A 22,225-nucleotide genomic window follows, 5' to 3' on the forward strand; every position below is an offset into this window, starting at 1 on the left:
TGCGGTGCCGAAGAAGTACGGGATCAAAGAGAAGGACCTGGTCGTCAATCACATCGTCGACCTGGTGTTGGCCGGCGAGCTGCGCTCCGGCGACCGGATCAATCGTGACGCGATCGCGACGTCCCTGGGCGTCAGTCGGCTGCCGGTTCAGCAGGGCATCGACCAGCTTGAACAGCAGGGAATGTTGGCCAGCCGTTACCACCGGGGTGTCTTTGTCAGCCGGTTCGATGAGGCCGTCGTCCGCGAACAGCATGAGTTGCACGGGACGTTGAACGCCATTGCATCGGCGCGGGCGGCGGCGAACCCGACTCCGCGTGTTCTCGCCGAACTGGATGCGGCGCTTCGGGTTCTGCGAGACAACGAGGCCCCCGCGGCGTTCCAAGATGCGGCGTATGCGTTCCGTCGAATCATCGTCGAGGAATACGCCGGCCCGCCGCTGCAGGCGGCGATCAGCGCGGCGCGCGTCTTCATGCCGCGCGGATTCTGGGGGAGCTACGCCAAAGACCATGCGGAATTCCTGCCCAGCTATGAGGCGGAGGCTGCGGCGATCCACCAGCGCGATCCGGAGGCCGCGCGGTCGGCCTGCATGCGCCGAGCCGAATTGCAGGCCCAGGTAGTGCTCGCCGAGTTAAACACGCGCGGCGTCCTGAGCGACGTGCCTTCTAGCTGAGCCAGATTCGGCTACGGCCGCCGAGTCTGTGCCCCGACGGCCGTACCCGAACCTGCTTGACCTACGACCCGGGCTGTCCCGAGCCGCCGACGGTGCCTGGCTGGCCTTCGGGTGTGCCGGTGCCGCCTGCTCCGCCGGCACCGCCGACACCAGCCGCGCCGGCCGCCCCGGTCGCCCCGCTAGTGCCGTTGGCGCTGGTGCCGCCCGCGCCGCCGGCCGCGCCGTTGCCGCCGGTTCCACCGTCGCCGCCGTTGCCGCCGAGCAGGGTGTTGCCGGCAGAGTCGGTGCCGCCGTTGCCGCCCATGCTGCCCGCGCCGCCGGTTCCGCCGGCTCCACCGGTGCCGCCGTTGCCGCCGTTGCCGGATTCGGCGTTGCCGCCGGCGCCACCCTGGCCGCCGTTGCCGGCTGTGCCGCCGTCGTGGCCGTCACCGCCGGAGGCGTGCGCGGGGCTGGCCGCGGGCGCGCCGACCGAACCTGTGCCGCCGGCGCCGCCGTTGCCGCCATTGCCGGCGTTCACGGTGCCGTGGGCATTGCCTCCGGTGCCGCCGGCGCCGCCGCTGCCGCTGGCGCCGATGGTCCCGGTTCCACCCAGACCGCCGTCCCCGCCGTTACCAGCGTGGCTGGGTCCGAGGCCGTAGGGGTTGTCGGTGGGCGTGGCGACCCCGCTGCTGTTGCCACCGGCACCACCAGCCCCACCGTTACCGGCGACGCCGCCTGTACCGCCGGTAAAGGGGACAGACGCGGTTCCGCCGGCACCACCAGCACCACCGTTGCCGCCGGAGGCGGTACCGCTGCCGCCGCTGCCGCCGCTGCCACCATTGCCGGCCGCGTTCCCGCCGGAGGTACCTCCGCCGCTACCACCGCTACCGCCGTTGCCTCCCACGCTGACCACACCGGTACCGGTGGCGCCGTCACCGCCGGCCCCACCGGCGCCCCCAGCACCGCCGGCTCGGGGGGCGTAGCCGATGACGCCGGAGCCGCCGTCACCGCCGTTACCGCCTCGACTCCAGATGGTGCCGGTCCCGTCGTTCCAGCCGGTGCTGGTGCCGCCGTTGCCACCATTGCCGCCGCCAGCTCCACCGGCTCCGCCGTTACCGCCGGCGTAGGTGCCGGTGCCGCCGTTACCCCCGGCTCCGCCGGTGAGATTACCGCCGATGAAGCCGGCGTTGCCGCCGTTGCCGCCGATGGTCTTGATGCCGGCGTCGTCGGTGGCGCCGTTGCCGCCGTTACCGCCACTGCCGCTGGCACCGCCCATGGCGTAGCCGCCCTCACCGCCGTTGCCGGCCTGGCCGGCGGTGGCGTCTCCTCCGTTGCCACCGTTACCACCGTTGCCGGAGGTGTAGTTCCAGTTGCTACCGGCGCTGCCGCCGTTGCCGCCGTTGAGGCCGGTGCCGCCGTTTCCGCCGTTTCCGCCGTGAGCGCCGTCGCCGCTACCGGCATCGCCGCCGAAGCTGCCGTTGCCGCCGTTGCCGAGGTAGTGGCCGGTGTCGTCTTGGTGGGCGTTGCCGCCATTGCCGCCGGCGCCGCCATCGCCGGCCACACCGGCCTGTCCCACGTGCCCGTACATGGGGCTGGTGTAGATGCTCGACCCGCGTCCTCCGGCCGCACCCGCGCTACCGCCACTCCAGCCGCCGTTGCCGCCATCGCCCCCGTTGACGTGGTCGGCGGTACCGGTGGCGCCGTTACCTCCGGCACCGGCATCCCCGGCGTCGCCGGCGTTGCCGCCGTTGCCGAACATGAAGCTGCTGCGCCCGCCGTTACCGCCATTGCCGCCATTGCCTCCGCCGGTGCCGTTCCCGTCACCGCCGTTGGCGTAGGTTCCCGCAACACCCGCTGCTCCGGCCGCGCCTAGGCCACCGTCGCCGCCGTTGCCGAAGAACCACGCGGAAGCGTTGCCGCCGTTGCCGCCGGTGCCGCCGTTGACCACGGCTTCGGTTGCGGCACCGCCGGCACCGCCGTTGCCCATCCAGATGCCGCCGGACCCGCCGTTACCACCGTTAGCGCCGGCACCGCCCGTACCCCCGGCCCCGCCATCGCCGAGCCAGCCGGGCGCATTGCCGCCGTTTCCGCCGGCCACATCGGCTTCAGTACTGTCCCAGCCGTTTCCACCGTCTCCGAACCACAGGCCGCCGTTGCCGCCGTCAGGGTTGGCTTCGGTGCCGGCAGCTCCGTCGCCGATCAGGAACTGTCCGGACGAGGTGTTGATCCAGCCGTTGACCATCGCCCCGAAGTCACTGTTAATCCAGTTCTCCATAGAGGTGTGGATCGGGTCGTAGAACCACTGGTCGATCATGGAGGTCCAGTCGAACGTTTCCCCATCGGCCGGTCCGGCAGCCAGCCATGCGGAGGAATCGAAAAGATCAGCGATCCAATCGAATTCATCGGCCTGAGCCGGGGGTGCCGCGGTCAGTGGCGCCATTCCGAACGCCAGGAATGCGCCGACGGCGCTGGCGGCGCCGGCCGCCCGGGAGACACGGCGCGTATTGGTGTGATGACTCATGTGCAGGGATACCTCTCTAAAAGGTTGGGGGATGACGGGTTTGGGGGATCAGAGGCCGAGCAGGTCGCCGAGCCAGCCGAAGGCGTCGGTTGCTGAGGCACCACCGTCATCGAGCAGGGGCAGCTCGGCACCGGCCAGCGGCGGAGTGACCACCACTGGGCCCTTGCCGTCCCAGCCCGAGCCGAGTAGGGCGCCCACGGTTTGGCCCCAGGCCTGCCAGGCGGCGATCGGGCCGATGCCGGCACTGTTGAGATCGAGAGTGCCCAGGACCGGGACCCCGCTGAATTCGATACCGACACTTTGGAAGAGCGACCCGCCGACCGCGGGCACCGAGTCCGCGACCTCGCCGCCGGGGCCAAGGACCTGATACGGGCCCACCTGCACCGCACCCGGGGACAGCAGCCCACCGAAGGCGAAATCCAGGTGGTCCATGTTCATCCCGGCCGGGAAGTATCCGGCCTCGTTGATCATCGGCAGCAACGCATCCAGATTCAAGGTGGCGCCGTTCAGGGTGGCCCCCCACATATTGGCCAGGGTGTCACCGAGACTGTCGTGGTCGGTGATGCTGTTCAGCAACGCGATCCACGGGCTGATCATCGGCCCGATCATCCCCATCATCACCGCACTGGCCGGCGACCCCAGGTAGTCGATGATCGGCATGATCATGGTCTTGTCCACATCGGCCGGGATATAACCGGCCACCTGACCGAACATCAGCGCGTGGGTGCCATCCATGGTGTGGCTGAGCACCGTGGCGTGGGTCGCGTCAGTCTCGTTCTGCAGCGCCCAGCCCGAGATCACCGCGTTCAGATGCTTCTGAATCTCCTCGTTGACGGCATTGGTACTGCCTGCCGGATCATTGGCCAACTGCTCCCAGTAGCCCATCTGATTGGCCCAGAACTGCTGCATCCCCACACCCGGGGCCAGATACCAGTTGTTCAACAGGCTGGTCATGTTGGCCGAGGCGGCATTGAGCACGTCATCCCACGCACTGGTCAACGCCACCGCCGGGGACTGGACATCAATTAGGACGGGCGCCGGCGCAGACACCGGCGTCACCGCGATCAAGCCGACACCGGCGATCGCGACGCCGGCGGTGGCGTAGGGGCGAAGCATGGCGTGCAAGGGGACTCCTTCGGGTATGTGATGCACGGCGCAGTGCCGAACGAAGAAGACAGTATCTGAGAAGTAGCTAATTTGTATACAAAAATCTAGAACTTGTTTCAGCCGGGCTGTGAACGAGAGGTCCGGAGTCGCCAGAAGTGAGCTGCTCCACGGCAGCAAATTCACTAGGAAGCCCTAGTAACTACTGGTGAGTAGCTTTTGCGCGGAGCGCCGCGCCGTCCGTCTGACCTCGGACTCAGGGGCCACGAAGCACGTTAGTTATTGAATGTATCTTGTGCGCCCAGGCCCCGGTAGCTGGACGTACGCGACAGGAACACCGACTGTTTCTCAGGTTTCGGAGCGGTGTGTCGAGGTGCCGGGCCGGGCCCGAGCTACCGATCGATTCGGAAGCGCTTGACCCGCGCGCCCGCGCCGGAAGCGAGTTCGACGCGACTGCGCGGCACCCCGAAATGCTCGGCCAGGACCTTGATGACAGCTGCGTTGGCCTTGCCATCGACGGCCGGTTCACGCACGTAGACCGTGAGCTGGCCGTCGGTGTCGGTCTCCACCAGCGGGCCCTTGCGGTTGCCCGGTTTGACCTTGACGACGACCGTCTCGCTGGGACTCATATTGACAGCATGCTATCGAGGCGAACTGCCGATCTTGGCGTCCCGCAGGTGAATCTGGACAGGGCCCTGCAGATCGCCGCGGATCTGGAAGACGAAGAACTGACCCGTCGTCAGCGTCGTGGTGGGTAGCAGCCGATGAAGATCGTCGACGCCCCGACACCGTCGGGTTCGCCTGGGTACCGCTTCTCGCGTTCGTTCGGCTCTCAACCAGGGAGGGCTTGTTTCCCCGCCCCCTGCGGCATCCTCACCGAGATGCTGAGCAGGACAGGTGCGGGTGGGAACCTGACCAACGACGCCCACTTGGCAGCTCTCGCCACCGAACATCGGGCCGGAATCGTCTCCTACGATCCCGAATTCGCCTGATTCGGGATCCGTTGGGATCGGCCCGACGACTTGTTGTGAGGGCGCGGAACCCTACCGGGCGACGATCACCGAGGAGCCGTGCCCGAACAGGCCCTGGTTGGCGGTGACGCCCACCGTGGCGCCCTCGACCTGCCGGCCGGTGGCCTGACCCCGCAGCTGCCAGGTCAGTTCGCACACCTGGGCGATCGCCTGCGCCGGGATCGCCTCACCGAAGCAGGCCAGCCCGCCGGACGGGTTCACCGGAACCTTCCCGCCGATGGTGGTGGCGCCGCTGCGCAGCAGCTGCTCGCCCTCACCCTTGGCGCACAGGCCCAGGTGCTCGTACCAGTCGATCTCCAGCGCGGTGGACAGGTCGTAGACCTCGGCCAGGCTGACGTCCTCCGGGCCGATCCCGGCCTCGGCGTAGGCCGCGTCCAGGATCTGGTCCTTGAACACCCGCTCGGGGGCCGCCACCACCGCGGTGGAATCCGTTGCGATGTCCGGTAATTCGGGCAGGTGCTGCGGGTAGCGGGGGGTCACGGTGGACACCGCGCGCACCGACGGCACACCCTCCAGCGAGCCCAGGTGCTTCTTCGCGAACTCGGCACTGGCCACGATCAGCGCGGCGGCGCCGTCGGAGGTGGCGCAGATGTCGAGCTGGCGCAGCGGGTCAGAGACCACCGGGCTGGCCAGCACGTCTTCGACCGCGGATTCCTTGCGGTAGCGGGCATTCGGGTTGGACAGACCGTGCCGGGAGTTCTTCACCTTCACCTGAGCGAAGTCCTCGGAGGTGGCGCCGTAGAGGTCCATGCGGCGGCGCGCCAGCAGCGCGAAGTACACCGGGTTCATCGCCCCGATCAAGTGGAAGCGCTGCCAGTCCGGGTCGTTCTTGCGTTCACCGCCGACCGGGGCGAACGCGCCCTTGGGGGTGGTGTCGGCGCCGATCACCAGCGCCACGTCGCAGAACCCGGCCAGGATCTGGGCGCGCGCGCTCTGCAGCGCCTGCGAACCCGACGCGCAGGCGGCATACGAAGACGACACCGGGACCCCGTTCCAGCCCAGCTTCTGAGCGAACGTCGAACCGGCGATGAAACCCGGGTAGCCGTTGCGGATGGTGTCCGCGCCGGCGATGAACTGGATCTGCGTGGCGTTCAGGCCGGCGTCGGCCAGCGCGGCACGGGCGGCGACCACGCCGTACTCGGTGAAGTCGCGGCCCCACTTGCCCCACGGGTGCATGCCCGCACCCAGGATGTACAGCGGTTCAGCCATTGGTGCCGCTCCTCCTCATCGCTCCGCAAGCTCCGCTCTGCATCGTCGCGGCACGTGGCATTATGCGTCCACCTTCTTCCACGCGTAAACGGTGCGCTGCGCGCCGTCGTCGTCGGTGTAGAGCGGCATCGTGGTCAGCTCCATCTCCATACCGACCTTCAGATCCGCGGCCAGCGTGCCCTCGACGACCTTGCCCAGCACGATCAGGCCCTCGTCCGCCAGCTCGACCGCGGCGATCGCGAACGGCTCGAACGGATCGCTGGGCGGATACGGCGCCGGAGGCAGGTACCGGTTCTCGGTGTAGCTCCAAATCGTGCCGCGCCGCGACAGGGCAACCGGCTCCAGCACGTCGCCATCGCAGGCGGGATTGGGGCAGTTGTTCTCCCGCGGCGGGAAGACATAGGTGGCGCACTGCGGACACTTGGCGCCGATCAGGTGGGGAAGGCCGGCGTCGTCGGTGGCGTACCACCCGTCGATGGCCGGTTGCGAGGCTACATCTGGCACCCGGTCAGCCTACCCAACCCCGGTGGCAAAACTGAAACGTGTTGCAATTACACCGGCGCCGGCGGGTGTCGGTGCCGGGTGCATAGAGTTGGGTCCGTGAGCCCAGCCAAGACCGCCCCGACCGACGCTGCGCAAGACACCCAGACCACACCGACGTTGCTGCTGCTGGACGGAAACTCGCTGGCCTACCGGGCCTTCTACGCCCTGCCTGCGGAGAACTTCAAGACCCGCAGCGGTCTGACCACCAACGCCGTCTACGGGTTCACCGCCATGCTGATCAACCTGCTGCGCGACGAAACCCCCACCCACGTCGCCGCCGCGTTCGACGTCTCGCGGCAGACCTTCCGCTCCGAGCGTTTCCCCGAGTACAAGGCGACCCGCTCGAGCACGCCGGACGAGTTCCGCGGCCAGATCGACATCACCAAGGAAGTCCTCAACGCGCTGGGCATCACCACCCTGTCCGAGGCCGGCTATGAGGCCGACGACCTGATCGCCACCCTGGCCACCCAGGCCGACGCCGAGGGCTACCGGGTACTGGTGGTCACCGGTGACCGCGATGCGCTGCAGTTGGTCAACGACAACGTGACCGTGCTCTACCCCCGCAAAGGCGTCAGCGACCTGACCCGGTTCACCCCCGAGGCCGTGGTGGACAAGTACGGCCTGACCCCGGCGCAGTATCCGGACTTCGCGGCACTGCGCGGCGACCCCAGCGACAACCTGCCCGGCATCCCGGGGGTGGGGGAGAAGACCGCCTCGAAGTGGATCGTTGAGTACGGCTCGCTGCAGGGGCTGGTCGACAAGGTCGACACGGTCAAGGGCAAGGTCGGAGACGCGTTGCGCGCCAACCTTTCCGCCGTGATCCTCAACCGTGAACTCACCGACCTGGTGCGCAATGTGCCGCTGGCTCAAACCCCGGACACGCTGCGGCTGGTGCCATGGGATCGCGAGCAGATCCACCAGCTCTTCGACGACCTCGAGTTCCGGGTGCTGCGCGACCGGCTGTTCGAGACCTTGGCCACCGCCGAGCCCGAGGTGGACGAGGGCTTCGAGGTGCGCGGTGGGGCACTCGAACCCGGCACGGTCGGAGCCTGGCTGGCAGACCATGCCGCCGACGGACGTCGGGCCGGGCTGGCCGTCATCGGCAGCCACCGCAGCTTCGACAGTGACACCACCGCGCTGGCGATCGCCGCCGGAGACGGTGACGGCGGCTACCTCGAGACCGCGACGCTGACCGCCGAGGACGAGGCCGCGCTGGCCGCCTGGCTGGCCGACCCGGACAAACCCAAGGCGCTGCACGAAGCCAAGCTGGCGATGCATGACCTCGCCGGCCGCGGCTGGGCTCTCGACGGCGTCACCTCCGACACCGCCCTGGCCGCCTACCTGGTCCGGCCCGGGCAGCGCAGCTTCAGCCTCGACGACCTGTCGGTGCGCTACCTTCGCCGCGAGCTGCGCGCCGAATCCGATGAGCAGCAACAACTCTCGCTGCTCGACGACACCGACGGCATCGACGATCAGGCCGTGGCGACCGCACTGCTGCGGGCCCGCGCCGTCACCGACCTGGCCGAGGCCCTCGACGCCGAACTGGCCCGCATCGACTCCGGCGGACTGCTCGACGACATCGAGTTGCCGTTGCAGCGGGTGCTGGCCGACCTGGAGACCGCCGGGATCGGTGTTGACCTCGATCACCTCAGCCAGCTGCAGAGCCGCTTCGGCGACGAGATCCGCGAGGCCGCCGAAGCCGCCTACGCGGTGATCGGCAAGCAGATCAACCTCGGCTCACCCAAGCAGCTGCAGGTGGTGCTCTTCGATGAGCTCGGCATGCCCAAGACCAAGAAGACCAAGACCGGCTACACCACCGACGCCGACGCGCTACAGAGCCTGTTCGACAAGACCGGCCACCCGTTCCTGGAGCACCTGCTGACCCACCGCGACGTCACCCGCCTCAAGGTGACCGTCGATGGACTGCTGAAATCCGTTGCCTCCGACGGCCGTATTCACACCACGCTGAACCAGACCATCGCGGCCACCGGCCGGTTGTCGTCCACCGAACCCAACCTGCAGAACATCCCGATCCGCACCGACGCCGGCCGGCAGATCCGGGACGCGTTCGTGGTCGGGGATGGCTACAGCGAGCTGATGACCGTCGACTACAGCCAGATCGAGATGCGCATCATGGCGCACCTGTCCGGCGATGCCGGCCTGATCGAGGCCTTCAACACCGGCGAGGATCTGCACTCGTTCGTCGGGTCGCGGGCGTTCGGCGTGCCGATCGATGAGGTGACCGCGGATATGCGTCGGCGGGTCAAGGCGATGTCCTACGGCCTGGCCTACGGACTGAGCGCCTACGGGCTGGCTCAGCAGCTCAAGATCTCCACCGAAGAGGCCAAAGAGCAGATGGACGCCTACTTCGACAGGTTCGGCGGGGTGCGGGACTACCTGCACCAGGTCGTCGAGCAGGCCCGCAAGGACGGCTACACCTCGACGGTGCTGGGCCGGCGGCGCTACCTGCCGGAGCTGGACAGCAGCAACCGCCAGGTCCGCGAGTCCGCCGAGCGGGCCGCCCTCAACGCCCCGATCCAGGGCAGCGCCGCCGACATCATCAAGGTGGCGATGATCAACGTCGACACCGCGCTGAAGGTCTCGGGTCTGCGCTCCCGGATGCTGCTGCAGGTGCACGACGAGCTGCTGTTCGAGGTGGCTAACGGCGAACGCGAGCCGCTGGAGGCGCTGGTGCGCGCTCAAATGGGCGGCGCCTACGAGCTGAGCGTGCCATTGGAAGTCGCGGTCGGCTACGGGCGGTCCTGGGACGCCGCCGCGCACTGACCCCGGTGTGAACCGGTACCGCGTCGGGTAAACGCGCAGGAGTGATGCAGCGACCGGTGTTATCGGAGACGCCGTCGGCGACGCCCAGGGGCGTCGAAGCCGGAGGGGAGGCGTGATGTCCGAAATTCACGGCAAGACCGTGCTGATCACCTTCGGCAGGTCCTTTCTGGCGCTGCATTTGGCTCGCTTGCTGAGCGCTGCCGGTCACCGTGTGTTGACCGCGGACTCGATGCTCTTTCCGATCACGACATTCTCCACATCGGTCACAAGGACGTTCCGCACGCCAAGGCCCAGGTATGAGCCGATCGAGTGGGCGCAGGCTTTGTCAGACATCGTCCGCGACGAGGGCGTGGACCTAATCGTGCCCATCCATGAGGGGAGCGCCATCCTGGGGAACACGATCAAACAGCGCCCCGAACTGTTCGGGAGCGACTGCGTCTTGTTCTTCCCGCATTTCGATCTGGAGGCCCAACTGGAGAACAAGTACGAGTTTCAGGTCGCCGTGCAGGAGCTGGGCATGCCGACTCTCGACTTCGCGCTGGTCCGTAGTCATCGAGAGCTGGAGGCCTTGGATTTCGACAAACCGTTCGCGCTCAAACGGGTCTTTTCGCGCGGTTCGCAAGACGTACACAAGGTGCATCCAGGAGAGCTCCCGCGCGGTCTGAGTTTCGACGTGACAAATCCCTGGATCGCCCAGGAGTGGGCCGACGGCAGCAGCTATTGCTCATATTCGGTGTGTCACAACGGCGAGGTGAAGGCGCACGTCGCTTACCCGGTGAGCTACGCCATCGGCGGCCAGTCATGTCTGCTTTTCGACTCCATCGAGCACGAGGCCATCGACGCCTGGGTCCGCACATTCGTCAAGGCATTCAACTTCACCGGGCAAATCGCATTCGATTTCATCGAGGTGCCCGATCGCGGCCTCTTCACCGTCGAATGCAATCCGCGAACAACCAGCGGCATTCTGCTGTTCGACCCGGAAACACGGGTTGACCGTGCGTTTTTCGGAGCCAACGACGACATCATCACGCCTGCACCGGGTGCGGCCAAGATGATCGGCCCGGGGATGCTGATGTACGGGTGGCGCAAATCATCGCTGGAGGGCAATAGTGTGCGCCGCTTCCTGCGCACCTACCGGCGGACGGACGGGATCATCTTCAGCCGCCGCGACCCGCTTCCAAGCTTGGCGCTGCCGTTGGCGATGGGAAATATCCTCGTCGCCGCCGCGCGGTATCGCGTGAGCATTCCCGAGGCGTTCCTGCACGACCACGATTGGGATGGCGACGACGGCTCCTGAGCCGGCCCACCGGTCGGCGATCAGGGTGCGCGGTGTTTGCGGCAGAACTGGGTGATCCGGTCGACGCTGTCGCCGGGTCCGGTGAAGATGCCGCCGTGGCCGGCACCGTCGATCTGCGCGAACTCGGCGTTAGGGATGAACCGGGCCGTCGTTTCGCAGCTGGTCGGCGGAAAGAATAGGTCGTATTCGAAGGCCAACACCAGCGTCGGCACGTCGATCGTGGTCAGTTGCGCTGCGGTGGGTTCGCCGGCGGCGATCCATTGCTGCGATGCGGTCAGTTGTCCGATGAACCCCTGCTGGGGGGCCGGCTCGTTGTCGTAGCCGGCTGATAGCACCTGATGCCAGGCCCGCACGGTGGCCGGGTCTTGCAGCATCGAGGGATGCAGGCTGGTCAGCAGCTGTTCGAGTACCAAAACGTCGCGCGGCACGGCGCCGTAGCGGTCGATCAGTCCGAGTTCCATTTCACCGACAATTTCTGAAATCGGCGACGGTTGCAGCCCGGCGAACAAGACCAGCGCGCGCACTCGCGCAGGCTGCTCGCGGTACAGCGTCTGGGCGGTGTAGCAGCCCATCGAGTAGCCCACGACGATCGCCTCTCCCACGTCGAAGTGGTCGAGAACGGCGGCGGCGTCGCGGCCCAAATCAGCCACCGAGTACGGCGGGGCCGGCGCCGAGGACGGCGCGATGCCGCGGGCGTTGTAGGCGATGACCTCGAATCCCGCGTCGGCGAGGGACTGCGGAAGGCCACAGACGTCCCAGGTGATGCTCGGCATGCCGAGCCCGCCGATCAGCAGCACGGGAGGGCCTTGGCCGGATCGGCGCACCGCGAGGTCGACGCCGGGTTCCACGGTGACGAATTCGAAGCCGCCGTTCAGCGTCGGGCGGGTGCTACCGGTCATCACAACAACGGTAACAACGTGCGCGACCGCCCTACCGCCACTGACGGCGACCCGCACTAGCCCTTAGCCGTCGAGTGTGCGGTTCCATACGCCCACACCGGCGCGTCGCGTACGAAATCGCACACCCAGTGGGATTTCTACCGCCGCACCAGCCCCGGCGACCGATAACCCGCCATCGTGTGCAGCACCGGCGCCGCCGCTCGGGCGGCCACCACCCCGTAGGCGTCCTCGTGCTGCATCGCGAACACCTCCGGATCGCCGAAGCCGCGGTCGATGCGATCCCGCACGAACGCCAGCTCGACCACCTGGGCGGCGAACTTCTTGACGCTGCGGGCCGCGGGCTGCCCGCCGATCCGCCGCGCCTCGCGGATCGCCTGCTTGCGGGCCCGGATCGATCCCAGCCAGGTCTCTTCATTCGGGCTGATCAGGCCACCGACCACCATCGCGGGCAGCTTGCCGGCGACCAGCTGCTGTTCGTGCCGGCGGCTCAAGATGCCCAGCAATACCATCAGCAGGAACACCGGAACCATCCAGAACAGGTAAGTCGCCAGGAAGAACTGGGCGCCGCCGACGGCCAGCGAGGCGTTCCACGAGGCGTGCATGATCACCGCCGCCAGATAGCCCAGCAGGATCACGACAGCCTTCGACCAGAAGGTGCGGCGGCGCAGCGCGACGAACACCCCGATCGCGGTCATGGTGGTGAACAGCGGGTGGGCGAACGGCCCGAAGATCAGCCGCGCGACGGCCACCGCAGCCATCTGGGCCGGCGACTCCGCGGGCGCGATGTAGACGATGTCCTCCATCCAGGCGAACCCGACCGCCGTGATGCCCGCATACACCATGCAGTCGGTCAGCGAGTTCAGCTCATGGCGCCGCCGGCCGGTCAGCATGATCAGCAGAAACAGGCCCTTGGCGGCCTCTTCGATGAACGGCGCCTGGATCGCGGCCATGTCGAAAGTCTTCGACACCAGCGGCCGCACGGTGGCCACCGAGGACCCGAAGGTCTCCAGGCCCACGGCCAGCAGCACCGCGATCGAGGCGCCCCAGAGGAAGGCCAGCTGTAGCAGCCGACGGGGCTCGGGCTCCCAGCGGTCCAGCCACCGGTAGCAGAACAGCACCACCAGCATCGACAGGCTGGCCAGCACCAGCGCGGTCAGCGTGCCGGCCGGATTGGCCGCGGTGAACACCAGGAGCAGCAGCGCGGTGAGGATGCTGAGCAGGACGATGACGATCAGCGGCGCTCCGACCTTTCGGCGGTTCCGCATCGCAGGCATAGCGACGCAGCGTAGACCACCGGTTTGTCCAGCGTGCAACACGTCGAGTAGCCTCGACAGGTAGTCCTCGACTAGTTCAAGACCAAGTCGTGGGCCACCGCATGCCCAGCATGCGTGACAACACCAGTCCCTACTACCTCAACTTGTCCGGAGCAACCCAACACATGCCAAGTCCCACCGTCACCTCGCCGCAAGTAGCCGTCAACGACATCGGCTCGGCCGAGGATTTTCTCGCCGCCATCGACAAAACGATCAAGTACTTCAACGATGGCGACATCGTGGAAGGGACGATCGTCAAGGTTGACCGGGACGAGGTCCTGCTCGACATCGGCTACAAGACCGAAGGCGTCATCCCGAGCCGCGAGCTGTCCATCAAGCACGACGTCGACCCCCACGAGGTGGTGTCCGTCGGTGACGAGGTCGAGGCCCTGGTCCTGACCAAAGAGGACAAAGAGGGTCGGCTGATCCTGTCCAAGAAGCGCGCCCAGTACGAGCGCGCCTGGGGCACGATCGAGGAGCTCAAGGAGAAGGACGAGGCCGTCAAGGGCACCGTCATCGAGGTCGTCAAGGGCGGCCTGATCCTCGACATCGGGCTGCGCGGCTTCCTGCCCGCCTCGCTGGTGGAGATGCGCCGGGTCCGCGACCTGCAGCCCTACATCGGCCGCGAGATCGAAGCCAAGATCATCGAGCTGGACAAGAACCGCAACAACGTGGTGCTTTCTCGCCGCGCCTGGCTGGAGCAGACCCAGTCCGAGGTGCGCAGCGAGTTCCTCAACCAGCTGCAGAAGGGCGCCGTCCGCAAGGGTGTCGTCTCCTCGATCGTCAACTTCGGCGCGTTCGTCGACCTGGGCGGGGTGGACGGCCTGGTGCACGTCTCCGAGCTCTCCTGGAAGCACATCGACCACCCGTCCGAGGTGGTCCAGGTGGGCGACGAGGTCACCGTCGAGGTGCTCGACGTCGACATGGACCGCGAGCGGGTGTCGTTGAGCCTCAAGGCCACTCAGGAAGACCCGTGGAGGCACTTCGCCCGCACCCACGCCATCGGCCAGATCGTGCCGGGCAAGGTCACCAAGCTGGTGCCGTTCGGTGCGTTCGTCCGCGTCGAGGAGGGCATCGAGGGCTTGGTGCACATCTCCGAGCTGGCTGAGCAGCACGTCGAGGTGCCGGACCAGGTGGTCGCGGTCGGTGACGACGCCATGGTCAAGGTCATCGACATCGACTTGGACCGTCGCCGGATCTCGCTGAGCCTCAAGCAGGCCAACGAGGACTACACCGAGGAGTTCGACCCCTCGAAGTACGGCATGGCCGACAGCTACGACGAGCAGGGCAACTACATCTTCCCCGAGGGCTTCGACGCCGAGACCAACGAGTGGATCGAAGGTTTCGACAAGCAGCGCACCGAGTGGGAGGCCCGCTACGCCGAGGCCGAGCGTCGTCACAAGATGCACACCGCGCAGATGGAGAAGTTCGCCGCTGCCGAGCACGCCGAGCCCGCTCGGGCCAACGGGTCGCACCGCGACGAGGCACCGGCCGGTGGTTCGCTGGCCAGCGACGAGCAGCTCGCCGCGCTGCGGGAGAAGCTCGCCGGGAACAGCGCTTAGTCGCTCCCGGGCGCGTTGAAGGGGCTCGATGCTGCGTATCGGTCTGACCGGCGGGATCGGCGCCGGTAAGTCGACGGTGTCGGCCACCTTCAGCCGGTACGGCGCCATCGTCGTCGACGGTGACGTCATCGCCCGTGAAGTCGTGGAACCCGGCACCGAAGGCCTGACCGCACTGGTCGAGGCCTTCGGGCCGGGGATCCTGCTGGAAGACGGGGCACTGGACCGTCCGGCGCTGGCCGCGATCGCCTTCAGCGACGACGACAAGCGGGCCACCCTCAACGGCATCGTGCACCCGCTGGTGGCGCGGCGCCGCAGCGAACTGATCGCCGCGGCCGGTCAGGACGCCATCATCGTCGAGGACATCCCGCTGCTGGTCGAGTCGCAGATGGCGCCGATGTTCCCGCTGGTGATCGTGGTGCACGCGGACGTGGAGACACGAGTAACCCGACTCCTGCAGTACCGCGGCATGGCCGAAGAAGACGCGCGGGCGCGGGTGGCCGCCCAGGCCACCGAGCCGCAGCGGCGCGCGGTCGCCGATGTCTGGCTGGACAACTCCGGTGACCCGGACGACTTGGCGGCGCAGGCGCTGCGGCTGTGGCAGCACCGCATCCAGCCGTTCGCGGACAACCTCGCGGCTCGGCGGCCCGCGCCGTTCCCGACGCAGCCGGTGCCGGCCGACCCGACCTGGCCCGATCAGGCCCAGCGGATCATCGCCCGGCTGCGCACCACCTGCGGGCACCGCGCGTTGCGCGTCGAGCACGTCGGACCCACCGCGGTGCAGGGGCCGGAGGCCCCAGACGCCTTAGACGTCATCGACGTCCAGGTCATCGTGGAATCCCTTGCGGTGGCCGACGAACTCGCCGAGGACCTGTTGGCTGCCGGTTACCCGCGCGTCGACGATCCGTCGTTGCCGGAGAAGAGGTTTCACGCCGCCGCCGACCCGGGCCGGCCCACCGGCGTCCACCTCCGGGTTGACGAGACCGGGTAGCGCCCGCAACGCCGATCAGGCCATGCTGCTGATCAAGGCGCCGCACAGCATCGCGCCGTTGCGCGGATCGCTGCTGTCCTTCCAGGTGCTGACGAAGCGGTCGCTCTTGACCGCGACGATGTCATCCACGTGGATCTCGCAGTGCACGTTGGCCGACGACGGCCAGCGCAGCCGGATCACCATGCCCGCCTTGCTCGGATCCGACAACACCGCGTTGGCCTCGAACGGCGCGCCGAAGCCGTCGATGTCGCCGCTGGCGGTCTGGGTGTCGTTGAGCATGAAGGTGACGACACTGCCTTGGGTCCAGGCGTCAACCCGCGCGATATAGGTGACGTTGTGCAACTCCTGGGACGCCGCCGCCGGCGCTGGGATCAGCTGACCGCACCCGAGCAGGGCCGCGGTGGTCGCGGTGGCGACACCGATTCGCAGGTTGGCGTTCATGTTCACGAGATTACCTAACTTTCCGGTGCCGACCCGGAAATACCGTCGCTGACCGGCCAGGACACTGGCATGCCCTGGCCGCTCAGCCAGCGCTGCAGGTCATAGCCGTTGCTGGCCAGCCCGTCGACGGCGGCGACGGACCGGGCCACCGCCAGTTCGGCGTCGTCCTGGCTGAGCAGGCCCTCTCGCACCGCGACCATCAGCTCGTCGAGGTCGGTGAGCGCGACGTCGCGCCCGGTACGCACCACCAGGTCCAGGTAGTGGTCCCGGGAGCGCCACAGCGCCGGTCCCGGCGTGTACTCCCCGACGTCGAGGTAGAAGTCCTGGTCACGTTCGTGGCCCGGATTGAAGTGGAAGACCGTCGCACGCAGCCCCAGCGCGGGCAGCAGCCACGACTCCAGGTAGTGGAACTGGGCCCGCCCCGGGGTGGGCCGGGCCAGGTAGAGGCCCCACGGCTGCACGGTATAGATGTCGACGGCGCGCACCACCCCTTTCGGGTCGGTGTTGGTGTACGCGACCAGGTCAAAGGTCTCGTGCTTGGGTGGATGCACCGCTGACCGCCTCTCCGTGTCAGACACCCGGCTTACCCTGGGTTCGTGGCTTTCGCAACGGAACACCCTGTCGTCGCGCATTCGGAGTACCGGCCGCCTGCCGACGCTGTCGAAGGCATCGTGCGGACCGGCGGCCGTTTCGATGTCGTCAGCGAGTATCAGCCGGCCGGCGACCAGCCGGCCGCCATCGAGGACCTGGAACGGCGGATCAAGGCGGGGGAGAAGGACGTGGTGCTGCTGGGCGCCACCGGCACCGGGAAGTCGGCCACCGCGGCCTGGCTCATCGAACGGCTGCAGCGGCCCACGCTGGTGATGGCGCCGAACAAGACGCTGGCCGCACAGCTCGCCAACGAGTTGCGAGAGATGTTGCCGCACAACGCCGTCGAGTACTTCGTCTCTTACTACGACTACTACCAGCCGGAAGCGTACATCGCGCAGACCGACACCTACATCGAGAAGGACAGCTCCATCAACGACGACGTGGAGCGGCTGCGCCATTCGGCGACATCGAGCCTGCTGTCCCGGCGCGACGTGGTGGTGGTGGCGTCGGTGTCGTGCATCTACGGCCTGGGCACCCCGCAGTCCTACCTGGACCGCTCCGTCGAGCTGCAGGTCGGCTCCGAGGTGCCGCGGGATGGACTGCTGAGGTTGCTGGTTGATGTCCAGTACACCCGCAACGACATGGCGTTCACCCGCGGCTCCTTCCGGGTGCGCGGCGACACCGTCGAGATCATCCCGTCCTACGAGGAGCTGGCCGTCCGCATCGAGTACTTCGGCGACGAGATCGAGGCGCTGTACTACCTGCATCCGCTCACCGGCGACGTGGTCCGCAAGGTCGACTCGCTGCGGATCTTCCCGGCCACCCACTATGTGGCCGGCCCGGAACGGATGACGCAGGCGATCTCCACCATCGAGGAGGAACTGGCCGCCCGGCTCGACGAGCTGGAGAATCACGGCAAGCTGCTGGAAGCCCAGCGGCTGCGGATGCGCACCAACTACGACATCGAGATGATGCGCCAGGTCGGGTTCTGCTCGGGCATCGAGAACTATTCACGGCACATCGACGGCCGCGGCGCCGGCACGCCTCCGGCCACCCTGCTGGACTACTTCCCGGAGGACTTCCTGCTCATCATCGACGAGTCGCACGTCACCGTGCCGCAGGTCGGCGGCATGTACGAGGGCGACATGTCGCGCAAGCGCAACCTGGTGGAGTTCGGCTTCCGGCTGCCGTCGGCCTGCGACAACCGCCCGCTGACCTGGGAGGAGTTCGCCGACCGGATCGGGCAGACGGTCTATATGTCGGCCACCCCGGGACCCTATGAGCTCAGCCAGGCCGGCGGTGAGTTCGTCGAGCAGGTGATCCGCCCGACCGGCCTGGTGGACCCGAAAGTCGTGGTCAAGCCCACCAAGGGCCAGATCGACGACCTGATCGGGGAGATCCGGCAGCGCGCCGAGGCCGACGAGCGGGTGCTGGTCACCACGCTGACCAAGAAGATGGCCGAAGACCTCACCGACTACCTGCTGGAGATGGGGATCCGGGTGCGCTACCTGCACTCCGAGGTCGACACGCTGCGCCGGGTGGAGCTGCTGCGTCAGCTGAGGCTCGGCGACTATGACGTGCTGATCGGCATCAATCTGCTGCGGGAGGGTCTGGACCTGCCGGAAGTGTCGCTGGTCTCGATCCTCGACGCCGACAAAGAGGGCTTCCTGCGGTCCACCCGCAGCCTGATCCAAACCATCGGCCGCGCCGCCCGCAACGTCTCCGGCGAAGTGCACATGTACGCCGACAAGATCACCGACTCGATGAAAGAGGCCATCGACGAGACCGAACGCCGCCGGGCCAAACAGATCGCCTACAACGAGGCCAACGGCATCGACCCGCAGCCGCTGCGCAAGAAGATCGCCGACATCCTCGACCAGGTGTATCGGGAAGCGGCCGACAGCGAGAGTGTCGAGGTCGCCGGTTCGGGGCGCAACGCCTCGCGTGGGCGCCGCGCGCAGGGCGAGCCCGGCCGGGCGGTTAGCGCCGGCGTGTTCGAGGGCCGCGACACCAAAAGCATGCCCCGCGCCGAACTGGCTGACCTGGTCAAAGACCTCACCGAGCAGATGATGAACGCCGCCCGCGACCTGCAATTCGAGCTTGCCGCGCGGATTCGCGACGAGATCGCCGACCTGAAGAAGGAATTGCGGGGTATGGACGCGGCCGGAATCAAGTGACGCGCCAGCACGCGGGGCGTTTTCGCGTGTTGTGGCGATCCGTGATTGACTGCAACCGGTGGTGGATCTGACTGAAGCGGTGCCGACCGACGCCGCTGTAAACACTGGCAGCTGGCATGAGCTGCTCGGAAGGCGCTACTTAGGTACCTCGGCCGTGCTGGCCGGGGGCGTGGCCCTCTACGCCACCAACGAATTCCTGACCATCAGCCTGCTGCCGAGCACGATCAAAGAGATCGGCGGCGAGCGGTATTACGCCTGGGCCACCACGCTGTACCTGGTCGGGTCGGTGATCGCCGCCGCCGCGGCCAACCCGGTGCTGGTTCGCATCGGTTCCCGGTTCGCCTACCTACTGGGACTGCTGGCGTTCGGCGTCGGCGGCACGGTGTGCGCCATGGCGCCGCACATGGAGATCCTGCTGGTCGGCCGCACCCTGCAGGGCATGGGCGGCGGTCTCTTGGCCGGGCTCGGGTATGCGCTGATCAATGCGGTCCTGCCCAGCTGGCTGTGGACCCGCGCGTCGGGGCTGGTGTCGGCGATGTGGGGTGTCGGCACCCTGGTGGGCCCGGCGGCCGGCGGCCTGTTCGCCCAGTTCGGCATCTGGCGGTGGGCGTTCGCGATCATGGCGGTGCTGTCCGGAGTGATGGCCGTGGCGGTGAGCGTGGTGCTGCGGGCCAGCCGCGGCGGCCAGCAGGACGATGCGATGAAGGTCCCGGTGCGCTCTCTGCTGTTGCTGGGAGGCGCTGCGCTGGTGGTGAGCACCGCCCAACTGCCGCGCAGTCTCATAGGTGCCGCCAGCCTGCTGATCGCGGGCGCGGTCCTGTTGGGGGTGTTCCTGGTGGTGGACCGGCGCTCGTCGGCGGCGGTGCTGCCCCCCAGCGCGTTTCACCCGGGCCGGGAGAAGTGGATCTACTTGACGCTGGGCCTGCTGATGGCCACCACCAAGGCCAACCTGTACATCCCGCTGCTCGGGCAGCGGCTGGCGCACCTGCCGCCGGTGATGGCCGGATTCCTGGGCGCCGCCCTGTCGACCGGCTGGACGATCAGCGAGATCGCCAGCGCCTCGGTCAGCAAGGTGCGGGTGGTCATCGGGCTGGTGATCAGTGGGCCCCTGGTGATGTCGGGCGGCCTGGCGGTGGTCGCGTTCGCCCGGATGAGCAGCTACAACCCCACCGCGGTCGGCGCGATCTGGGCGCTGGCGCTGCTGGTGGTCGGCATCGGTGTCGGTGCCGGCTGGCCACACCTGTCGGCGTGGGCCATGAGCTGCGTCGACGACCCCGCCGAGGGCGGGACGGCCGCAGCTGCGATCAACACCGTCGCGCTGATCGGCGGCGCGTTCGGCGCGGGTATCGCCGGCCTGGTGGTCAACACCGCGATGAGTTCCGGCCTTCCGGCGGCCCGCTGGCTGTTCGCGATCTTCGCGGTGATGGCCGCCCTGGGGTGCGTGGTGGCCTATCGGGCCGCCCGCGGCGCCGATCCGCTGGTCGGCGCCCACGCCTGAGGGGCTTCATGCGGCGGTTCCAGCTTCGCCTCTCCTTGGTCGAGCCTCGCTGAACCGCCGGTCGACTTGATGACCTGGGCGTAGGTGAACTGCCAGCGTTCGACGACGCGGAAGCCCAGCTGGTGCAACGCCTGGCCGTCGGGGGTGCGGGCGAACCGCGACCCCATCGGCAGCATCACGGCGACCTGATGGGCCGGCAGGGCGCGGTCGTGATCAGTGATCGTCCAGATAGTCGGGCAGGCGGCCAGCTGATCGGTCACTGCCCAGACCGCCAGGTGGCCGTCCCAGAGCCGGCCCAGGGCCTGCCGGCGCGGCCCCAGGCCCGGGTCCCGCAGCTTCGCGAACGTCTCGGGCCGCCCGGCCGGCAGCGCCCGGATCGGGCCGGGCGCCCAGCGGGTGGTGTTGTCGATGAGCAGGCAGTCCCCGGGCCGGCCATGTGCGTCGATCACGTCGGCCACCGCGCTGTAGTCCCAGCCCTCCTTGGTGTACCGATCACGCTGGTTGGCAACGTAATTGGGTGCCGCGGCGACCGCCAGCGTGGCGACGACAGCGATGACGGCACGCCGCGACTCGGCGATCGTGGTGACCGCCAAGGCTAACGCGATCGCCATCGCGGGTGCCGTGCTGATCAGATAGCGCGGGTAGTAGACGGGTTCGCCGATTGCCGAATAGACCACGGTGAGCGCGGTGGGGATGATCAGCCAAGCGGCGCAGAGGATCAGCAGCTGTCGTACCCCATCGGCGGGAGCCGGCCGGGCCCCGACCCGTACAGCGATGGCCGCGCCGGCGAGCAGCAGCCAGGCCAGGATCGCGAACGGCACGCTTTTGTCGAAGAACTGCTGCTGCGCGATTTCGATGACGGTGTGCCCGCTCAGCGGGTCGATCCACGCGACCTGCCAGATCTGCCGCTGACTGAACCATAGGAACGGGGCCAGCACCGCCATCGCGAGGCCGGCCGCGGCGGCAAAGCGCCGTCTCGCCGAGCGTCCGCATCCGGGCGCCCACAACAACACCGCGTGCACCGCCACCATGAGCACGGTGAAGGTGTTCAACAGCGTCGACGCCACCACCGCCACGCCGTAAGCCGCCCACCGGGCGCCCGTGTCGCGGCGAGCCGCGCTCACCCACAGCACGGTGAGCCAGACCGCGGCCATCGCCGCGAACGCGTACGGGCGGGCTTCGACGCCGGCCCACGTCACCCGTGGCAGCACCGCATACAGCACGCCTGCGCACACCGACAGTCGCCGGCCGGCGAATCGGCGCGACAAGACCACCACGCCGGCGGCGCCGGCCCCGACCGCCAGGCAGCTCGGCACCCGCGCCCAGAATTCGGTGGCGGGGAAGACAGCGAACCAGCCGTGCATGAACAGGTAGTACAGACCGTGCACCGCATCGATGTGGCTCAGCAGGTGCCACAGTTCGGGCAGCGAGCGATGCGTCGACGCGGAGATCGTGGCCGCCTCGTCGAACCACAGCGACGGCCGGCTCGCCCCGATACCGCTGATGACCGCGGCCAGCACCGCGATCAGCACCGCATCGGAGGGCCGGCGCCGCCGGCGGAGCGGAGCCGCTGTCGTGCTCACCGGGACTCGGGTCAATACCTGGCTCAACGGCGTGC

The 22,225-nt window shown here is 68.0% G+C and carries 16 protein-coding genes and 3 pseudogenes; 9 read left to right on the top strand and 10 right to left on the bottom strand.

The features are described 5' to 3' along the window. The first annotated feature begins 4 nt into the window (after nt 1-4). The gene (locus A5648_RS05745) at nt 5-670 is read left to right on the top strand and encodes a GntR family transcriptional regulator (protein ID WP_065023613.1); all 666 of its coding nucleotides are present in this window, start codon (nt 5-7) and stop codon (nt 668-670) included. Nucleotides 671-731: 61 nt separating this feature from the next. Here A5648_RS05745 and A5648_RS24815 read toward each other — a convergent pair whose 3' ends face one another. The 3 genes from A5648_RS24815 to A5648_RS05760 all read right to left on the bottom strand — a co-directional run bounded on the left by A5648_RS24815 (nt 732) and on the right by A5648_RS05760 (nt 4,903). Then, nucleotides 732-3,170: a PGRS repeat-containing protein gene (locus A5648_RS24815; protein ID WP_065023614.1), complete on the bottom strand. Its 2,439-nt coding sequence runs from the start codon at nt 3,168-3,170 to the stop codon at nt 732-734. A gap of 48 nt (nt 3,171-3,218) precedes the next feature. Continuing rightward, nucleotides 3,219-4,286: an outer membrane porin GjpA gene (gjpA, locus tag A5648_RS05755; protein WP_065023615.1), complete on the bottom strand. Its 1,068-nt coding sequence runs from the start codon at nt 4,284-4,286 to the stop codon at nt 3,219-3,221. 380 nt (nt 4,287-4,666) lie between these two features. Then, nucleotides 4,667-4,903 (bottom strand): DUF167 domain-containing protein, encoded by a 237-nt coding sequence (locus A5648_RS05760; protein WP_065023616.1) that lies wholly within the window; start codon nt 4,901-4,903, stop codon nt 4,667-4,669. Nucleotides 4,904-4,915: 12 nt separating this feature from the next. Between A5648_RS05760 and A5648_RS22455 the strand changes: the two are divergent. Next, nucleotides 4,916-5,032, top strand: a pseudogene (locus A5648_RS22455) (antitoxin); the annotation flags it as partial. A 26-nt stretch (nt 5,033-5,058) separates the two neighbouring features. Beyond that, nucleotides 5,059-5,266 (top strand): annotated as a pseudogene (locus A5648_RS22460) (type II toxin-antitoxin system VapC family toxin); the annotation flags it as partial. Between the two features lie 51 nt (nt 5,267-5,317). Here A5648_RS22460 and A5648_RS05765 read toward each other — a convergent pair. Continuing rightward, the gene (locus A5648_RS05765) at nt 5,318-6,514 is read right to left on the bottom strand and encodes a lipid-transfer protein (RefSeq protein ID WP_065023617.1); all 1,197 of its coding nucleotides are present in this window, start codon (nt 6,512-6,514) and stop codon (nt 5,318-5,320) included. 60 nt (nt 6,515-6,574) lie between these two features. Beyond that, a complete protein-coding gene (locus A5648_RS05770; RefSeq protein ID WP_065023618.1) occupies nt 6,575-7,018 on the bottom strand; it encodes a Zn-ribbon domain-containing OB-fold protein in 444 nt (147 codons plus the stop codon). A gap of 96 nt (nt 7,019-7,114) precedes the next feature. On the opposite strand from A5648_RS05770, the gene polA reads away from it, so the two are divergent. Together polA and A5648_RS05780 are read left to right on the top strand one after the other, a co-directional pair. Further along, a complete protein-coding gene (gene polA / locus A5648_RS05775; RefSeq protein WP_065023619.1) occupies nt 7,115-9,841 on the top strand; it encodes a DNA polymerase I in 2,727 nt (908 codons plus the stop codon). Between the two features lie 115 nt (nt 9,842-9,956). Next, on the top strand, nt 9,957-11,138 hold the full coding sequence (locus tag A5648_RS05780) for a carboxylate--amine ligase (RefSeq protein ID WP_065023620.1): 1,182 nt from the start codon (nt 9,957-9,959) through the stop codon (nt 11,136-11,138). Between the two features lie 20 nt (nt 11,139-11,158). On the opposite strand, the gene A5648_RS05785 is transcribed toward A5648_RS05780, so the two are convergent. Beyond that, entirely contained in the window at nt 11,159-12,037 is an 879-nt protein-coding gene (locus A5648_RS05785) for an alpha/beta fold hydrolase (protein WP_065023621.1), read from the bottom strand. 137 nt (nt 12,038-12,174) lie between these two features. Next, nucleotides 12,175-13,302, bottom strand: coding sequence for a PrsW family intramembrane metalloprotease (locus A5648_RS05790; RefSeq protein ID WP_065023622.1), 1,128 nt, complete (start codon nt 13,300-13,302; stop codon nt 12,175-12,177). A gap of 173 nt (nt 13,303-13,475) precedes the next feature. Here A5648_RS05790 and rpsA point away from each other — a divergent pair, with 173 nt between their 5' ends. Both rpsA and coaE read left to right on the top strand, forming a co-directional pair. Further along, entirely contained in the window at nt 13,476-14,912 is a 1,437-nt protein-coding gene (rpsA, locus tag A5648_RS05795; RefSeq protein WP_065023632.1) for a 30S ribosomal protein S1, read from the top strand. A gap of 28 nt (nt 14,913-14,940) precedes the next feature. Beyond that, nucleotides 14,941-15,888 (top strand): annotated as a pseudogene (coaE, locus tag A5648_RS05800) (dephospho-CoA kinase); the annotation flags it as partial. A 27-nt stretch (nt 15,889-15,915) separates the two neighbouring features. Here the strand turns inward: coaE and A5648_RS05805 are convergent. Both A5648_RS05805 and A5648_RS05810 read right to left on the bottom strand, forming a co-directional pair. Next, nucleotides 15,916-16,341, bottom strand: a complete 426-nt coding sequence (locus A5648_RS05805; RefSeq protein ID WP_065023623.1) for a hypothetical protein — start codon at nt 16,339-16,341, stop codon at nt 15,916-15,918. Nucleotides 16,342-16,355: 14 nt separating this feature from the next. After that, nucleotides 16,356-16,892: a DUF402 domain-containing protein gene (locus A5648_RS05810; RefSeq protein WP_065023624.1), complete on the bottom strand. Its 537-nt coding sequence runs from the start codon at nt 16,890-16,892 to the stop codon at nt 16,356-16,358. Nucleotides 16,893-16,937: 45 nt separating this feature from the next. Between A5648_RS05810 and uvrB the strand changes: the two genes are divergently transcribed. Both uvrB and A5648_RS05820 read left to right on the top strand, forming a co-directional pair. Next, the gene (uvrB, locus tag A5648_RS05815) at nt 16,938-19,109 is read left to right on the top strand and encodes an excinuclease ABC subunit UvrB (protein WP_065023625.1); all 2,172 of its coding nucleotides are present in this window, start codon (nt 16,938-16,940) and stop codon (nt 19,107-19,109) included. 58 nt (nt 19,110-19,167) lie between these two features. Further along, nucleotides 19,168-20,607: an MFS transporter gene (locus tag A5648_RS05820; protein WP_082966330.1), complete on the top strand. Its 1,440-nt coding sequence runs from the start codon at nt 19,168-19,170 to the stop codon at nt 20,605-20,607. Here A5648_RS05820 and A5648_RS05825 read toward each other — a convergent pair. Next, on the bottom strand, nt 20,559-22,217 hold the full coding sequence (locus A5648_RS05825) for a glycosyltransferase family 39 protein (protein WP_082966331.1): 1,659 nt from the start codon (nt 22,215-22,217) through the stop codon (nt 20,559-20,561). The two genes, A5648_RS05820 and A5648_RS05825, sit on opposite strands and share 49 nt — an antisense overlap. Nucleotides 22,218-22,225 lie beyond the last annotated feature (8 nt).

It is taken from the genome of Mycolicibacter sinensis, assembly GCF_001673565.1.
GTDB classification, from domain to species: Bacteria; Actinomycetota; Actinomycetes; order Mycobacteriales; family Mycobacteriaceae; genus Mycobacterium; species Mycobacterium sinense_C.

Bases quoted from the DNA above. Each gene is read 5' to 3' on its own strand.
- A5648_RS24815 (WP_065023614.1), bottom strand. From the start codon at position 3,170: ATGAGTCATCACACCAATACGCGCCGTGTCTCCCGGGCGGCCGGCGCC.
- gjpA (WP_065023615.1), bottom strand. From the start codon at position 4,286: ATGCTTCGCCCCTACGCCACCGCCGGCGTCGCGATCGCCGGTGTCGGC.
- A5648_RS05760 (WP_065023616.1), bottom strand. From the start codon at position 4,903: ATGAGTCCCAGCGAGACGGTCGTCGTCAAGGTCAAACCGGGCAACCGC.
- A5648_RS05765 (WP_065023617.1), bottom strand. From the start codon at position 6,514: ATGGCTGAACCGCTGTACATCCTGGGTGCGGGCATGCACCCGTGGGGC.
- A5648_RS05780 (WP_065023620.1), top strand. From the start codon at position 9,957: ATGTCCGAAATTCACGGCAAGACCGTGCTGATCACCTTCGGCAGGTCC.
- A5648_RS05785 (WP_065023621.1), bottom strand. From the start codon at position 12,037: ATGACCGGTAGCACCCGCCCGACGCTGAACGGCGGCTTCGAATTCGTC.
- A5648_RS05790 (WP_065023622.1), bottom strand. From the start codon at position 13,302: ATGCGGAACCGCCGAAAGGTCGGAGCGCCGCTGATCGTCATCGTCCTG.
- rpsA (WP_065023632.1), top strand. From the start codon at position 13,476: ATGCCAAGTCCCACCGTCACCTCGCCGCAAGTAGCCGTCAACGACATC.
- A5648_RS05805 (WP_065023623.1), bottom strand. From the start codon at position 16,341: ATGAACGCCAACCTGCGAATCGGTGTCGCCACCGCGACCACCGCGGCC.